The organism is Kitasatospora sp. LaBMicrA B282 (assembly GCF_050325825.1).
Taxonomy (GTDB): domain Bacteria; phylum Actinomycetota; class Actinomycetes; order Streptomycetales; family Streptomycetaceae; genus Kitasatospora.
This window is the reverse complement of record NZ_JBNQTI010000304.1, coordinates 1-4747: the sequence shown is the minus strand read 5'-3', so window position 1 is coordinate 4747 and position 4747 is coordinate 1. Positions and strand designations below refer to the sequence as shown.

At 79.5% G+C, this 4747-nt stretch carries 5 protein-coding genes and 1 pseudogene; all 6 read right to left on the bottom strand.

Going from position 1 to position 4747, the window contains the following annotated elements; all coding sequences use genetic code 11:
* Positions 1-607: hypothetical protein (locus tag ACQRUO_RS38680; protein ID WP_428320872.1), on the bottom strand; the 607-nt coding region annotated here is incomplete at its 3' end.
* A 480-nt stretch (positions 608-1087) separates the two neighbouring features.
* Positions 1088-1297 carry a ferredoxin gene (locus ACQRUO_RS38675; protein WP_428320871.1) on the bottom strand — a complete coding sequence of 70 codons (210 nt, stop codon included), beginning with the start codon at positions 1295-1297 and terminating at the stop codon, positions 1088-1090.
* Positions 1298-1302: 5 nt separating this feature from the next.
* A complete protein-coding gene (locus tag ACQRUO_RS38670; protein ID WP_428320870.1) occupies positions 1303-2634 on the bottom strand; it encodes an NADH-ubiquinone oxidoreductase-F iron-sulfur binding region domain-containing protein in 1332 nt (443 codons plus the stop codon).
* On the bottom strand, positions 2631-3404 hold the full coding sequence (locus ACQRUO_RS38665) for a ferric reductase-like transmembrane domain-containing protein (RefSeq protein WP_428320869.1): 774 nt from the start codon (positions 3402-3404) through the stop codon (positions 2631-2633). The genes ACQRUO_RS38670 and ACQRUO_RS38665 overlap by 4 nt, the downstream gene beginning before the upstream one ends.
* Entirely contained in the window at positions 3401-4426 is a 1026-nt protein-coding gene (locus ACQRUO_RS38660) for an FAD:protein FMN transferase (protein ID WP_428320868.1), read from the bottom strand. The genes ACQRUO_RS38665 and ACQRUO_RS38660 overlap by 4 nt, the downstream gene beginning before the upstream one ends.
* Positions 4423-4747, bottom strand: a pseudogene (locus tag ACQRUO_RS38655) (TerD family protein); the annotation flags it as partial. The gene ACQRUO_RS38660 and the pseudogene ACQRUO_RS38655, both read right to left, overlap by 4 nt.

Sequence of the window (4747 nt, the reverse complement as noted above, 5' to 3'; positions counted from 1 at the left end):
CGAGGGCGAGCAGCGGCACCAGCCGGCGCAGCGCCCGGCCGGGGAGCGGGCCGCCGCCGTGGCGGGCGGTGCGGCGGCGCAGGTCGGCGCCGAGCAGGCGCGGCAGCCGCCAGATGTGGGCCAGCACGTGCAGCCCCATCGCCCCGGCCCAGCAGACGAAGCTCGCCTTGTGCAGGAAGAGGATCGGCAGCCCGGCCGCGGTCCGCTCGCCGGTCAGCGCCAGCGTCGAGCCGGTGGCCAGCAGCGCCACGGTGGTCGCGATCACCAGCGGTCCGAGCAGTCGCAGCGCCAGCGGCGGCGTGCCCTGGCGCCGGTAGGCGTCCGCCCCGGTGTAGTAGCGCGCCGCGCGGTAGCAGACGGTGACGAGCTTCGCCGCCACCGGCCCGATCAGGCTCAGCCCGATGACGAAGTGCCAGGTGAGCATCCGCCCGAGGAAGAGGATGGTGACGCCCTGCGCGGCGAACATCAGCAGCAGCAGGGTGCCGAGCAGTGCGGTGAGGCGCTGGTTGCCGAGCGGTCCGCCGGACCGGGTGCGGCGCCCGTCCGGCCCCTCGGCGGCGGCGCGCGGCGCGGTGGCCGGCGCGGTCGAGCTGCTGGTCGGAGACACGGGCGGCTCCCAGGGGCGCGAGGGTGGTGCGGATCGGCCGGCCCCTTCGGGCGTCGGCCCCGGGGCAGGCAGCAGTCTGACGGGCCATCGACTAAGAAATGGTTCAGGCGGCCGGCCGGGCTGCCGGGGGTGGGGTGGTGCGTGTGCGGTGGGGCGGGGCACGGCGGGGGTGGGGAGGGTGCGGGTGGGGTGGCGGGGAGGGCCCGAACGGGTGAGGGGGCGTGGGGTGAGGGCGGGTCACCGCTGCGGGGCGGGCGTGGCGCCGGCATCGGGGAGGCCGCGAGGGCTCGGCGGGTGGACTCGAGCGGCCGGGCCGCCGGGGGGAGGGGTGGTGTGTCTGCGGGGGGCCCGAACGGGTGAGGGGGCGTGGGGTGAGGGCGGGTCACCGCTGCGGGGCGGGCGCGGCACCGGTACCGGGCCGGCCGCGAGGGCCTTGGGGCGTACTCGAGCGGCCGGGCCGCCGGGTGCGGTGACGTCGGGTCACCGCTCCGGGGTCAGGCGCAGCGCCAGGACCGGGCAGGCTGCGACGGCTCGGCGGGCGTGCCCGAGCAGGCGGTCCGGGACAGTGGGGTCGGGGATGATCGGGTACCCCCACTCGTCGAGGGCGACCAGCTCCGGGAGCAGTTCCGCGCACAGGCCGCGCCCGTCGCAGGCGATCCGGTCGATGGCGAGTCGGTGCTGACGGCTCATCGGGGTCACCGCCACCCTTCCTGGTCCGCAGCGGGCCGGTCCGGGACCACCAGCACCGGGGGCAGCGCAGTCCCCGGGCAGGGCCCCGCCAGCAGGTGGTGTTCGACGTCGGCCGCGAACGTGCTGAGCGCGGTGGCGGCGAGCCGGGAGGCGCCGTCCGGGTGGCGGCAGGCGCCGCGGCCGGCCAGCAGGCCGACCCGGTGCGGCAGCCGCCGGGCCAGTTCACCGTCCGGGGTGCCCCAGGCCAGCAGCTCGAAGTCCGCGGCCACGGCCGGCAGCCCGAACCGGCACGGCCCGCACTGCTGCGCGCTCTGCGCGGCGAGGAAGCGGAGCACCCGGGCGGTCTCGGCCAGCCCGCAGGCCTGCGCCGGCAGCGCCACCAGCACCCCCGCGCCCGGTCCGGCGCCGAGCTCGGCCAGCGCCGGCTTGGCGAACGGCACCCGCAGCGCCTGCTCCGCCGGCAGCCAGCTGCCGAAGAACCCGCCGACCAGCAGCGCGCCGAGCGGCCGGGTGGTCCCGCCGACCCCGGCGAGCAGGGTGCCCAGCGGCATCCCGAGCGGCACCTCCCGCACCCCGGGCTCGCGGACCGCGCCGGAGACGGTGACCAGTGCGGTGCCCGGGGCGTCCGGCCGTCCGGCGGTGCGGAACCAGGCCGGGCCGTACCGGGCGATCAGGGCGAGGTGGGCGAGCGTCTCCACGTTGTCGACCAGGGTCGGTCGGCGGGCCACGCCCTTCTCGAACGGCCGGGGCGGGGTGGCCAGCGGGCGGGCCGGGCCGCCGTTCAACCACTGCACCAGGGAGCTCTCCTCGCTGGAGACGTAGTGGTGCGGCAGCAGGTGCAGCTCGACCGGGAGCGGGTCCAGCCCGGCCCGGCGGCGTTCGGCGACCGCCTCGGCGAGCCATGCCGCCTGGGCGGCCCGGGCCTCGTCACGCGGCAGGCAGAGGTGCACCGCCGTCGCGCCGACGGCCGCGGCGGCCAGCGCGGCGCCGTCCAGCACCAGGTGCGGGGCCAGGTCGAGCAGCGCCTCGTCCTTGCGGCTGGCGGGCTCGCTCTCCATGCCGTTGACCACCAGCACGGCCGGCCCGCGTCGCTCGGCCACCGAGCGCAGCTTGACCCCGGTCGGGAAGGCGGCGCCGCCGCGCCCGGTGAGCCCGGCCTGCTCGACGGCCTCGATCAGCGCCTGCCGGTCGCGCCGGTCCGTGGGCAGCGGGGCGGGGCCGTAGCGGTCGAGGTGCTCGGCCAGGCCGGCCGGGGCACCGGTCTCGAACCAGCCGCGGAACAGCCGGTGGTCGGGGGTGGTGGGGACGGCCGGAACGGTGAGGGTGGTGTCGGTCATGCCGGGACCTTCGCGGGGGAGGCGGGCAGGGCGGTGGCGGTGGCGGTGGCGGTGCCGGTGGCGCTGGTGCCGGTGGCGCTGGTGGCGACCGGCCCCGGGGCCGGCGCCCGGTCGGCCCGGTGCGACCAGCCGGGCTGCAGCGGGCCGGTGGCCAGGAAGGCGGTCAGCACGGCGGGCACCGCGGCGGCGGCCAGCGCGGCCCAGCGGCGGGCGGCCCGGTGGCCGGGCCCGGCCCGGTACAGGCGCCACCAGACCGCGGCCAGCACGGCCAGCAGGCAGCCCGAGTAGAGGCCGAGTTGCAGCGAGAGCCGGGTGTCCGTGCCGGTGCCGGCGCCGTGGAAGAGGGCCAGCGGCCAGCTCGCGTAGGCCAGCCAGTGCACCGCCTTCCAGCGGCGCACCCCGATCCGCAGCCGCACGGCGCTGGTCAGCAGCACCGCGAGCAGCAGGTCGAAGGCGAGCGCCCCGAGCCCCAGCCAGAGCGACCGGTACGAGGCGCCGAACGGCACCACCGCGTCCGTCCAGCTCAGGCTGACGAAGGTGTCGGCGATCGCGGTGACGATGTGCAGCGCGAGGAAGGCGAGGGTGAGCAGCGCGAGGTTGCGGTGCAGCGCGCCCAGCTCGAACCGGGCGATCCGCCTGGGCGCGTACCGCCCGCCGGCCACGATGCCGAGCACCACGGTGGCGGTGAGCAGCAGCAGCGCCACGGTGCCGCCGGCGCGCGTGGCGTACCAGAGCGGGCTCGGGCCGGCGGCGAGCAGCGTGCCGGTCATCGGGACTCTCCTGCGGTGGCGGTGGCGGTGGCGGTGGCGGTGGTGCGGGCTTCGGCGGTGGGCGGGGCGGGCCAGCCGGCGAGCCGGAGTTCGGTGCCGTCCACGCCCACCAGGCGGGCCGGCAGCGCGCGGGCGCGCAGCCAGTCGGGGGCCGCCGCGCCCAGCACGACGGCGGCGGTGCTCGCGGTGTTGGCGTCCACGCAGTCGGCGGCCGCCACGCTGACGGTCCGCCAGTGCGCCGGCGGCGGTTCCCCGGTGGCCGGGTCGACGATGTGGTGCAGCAGGCGGTCGCCGCGCCGCCAGGTGCGGGCGGTGATGCCGGAGGTGGCCAGCCCGCCGCCGTGCAGCGCGACGATGGCCGCCAGGCGCTCCGGACCGTTCCGGTCGGCCGGGGCGGCCGCGTCGGCCAGCCCGACCTGCCAGCCGCCGCTCGGGGCGGGGCCGGCCGTGGCCAGGTCGCCGCCCAGGTTGACCAGCACCCCGCACTCCGCGACCCGCGCCGCCCGCCGGGCCGCCCGGTCGGCGGCCAGGGCCTTGGCGGTCGCGCCCAGGTCGAGCGCGGTCCCGACCGGCAGCCGCAGCCGCCGGTTCGCCGGGTCCCAGGCGAGGCTGCGCCAACCCACCGGCCGCACCGGGCGCAGCGGGCCGAGCTGCTCGGGCCGCAGGGCGGCGAAGGTCCGGTCGTAGCCGAGCGCCACCAGGGCCGGCCCGACGGTCGGGTCGACCGCCCCGCCGGTGAGCTCGGCGGCGCGCAGTGCCGCGGTCAGCGCCTCGGCGAACAGCGGGCCGACGGTGACCGGCCGGCCCGCGGCGGCGTTCGCCCGGGACAGTTCGGAGTCCGGGCGGAACCGGCTGCAGGCCAGGTCGATCGCCGCCAGCTCGGCGGCCAGCACCGCGCGCGCCGGCGCCAGCCGGTCCGGGTCGGTGACCAGCAGCTCGGCCGTGGTGCCGAGGGCCGGGAAGCGCTCGGCGGCCGGTGCCGCGGGAGCCGGCCGGCCCGGCGCCCGGGCGGCGGTGCTCATGAGGCCTTCGAGGTGGTGGCCGGCGGCTGCTGCGGGGTGGGTGCCACCGCCACCGGGGGCTGCGCCGGGGGCTGCAGCGGCGCCTGGGTGGGCTGCGCCGGCTGGACGGGCTGCGCGGCGGGCGTGCTTGGCCGGGCCGGCGGGACCGGGCGGGTCGGCGGCGCGGTGGTGTGGGTGGGCGCGGGGGCCTGGGCCGGGGCGCTGCTCTGCCGCGGGGCGGGGATCGCGGTGCTGGGGGCGGGCGCGGCCGGGCTCGGCGTGGGCGAGGCGGTGGCGGTCGCGGTGGGCGACGGGGTGGCGGTGGGCGCGGCCGCGGGCGTG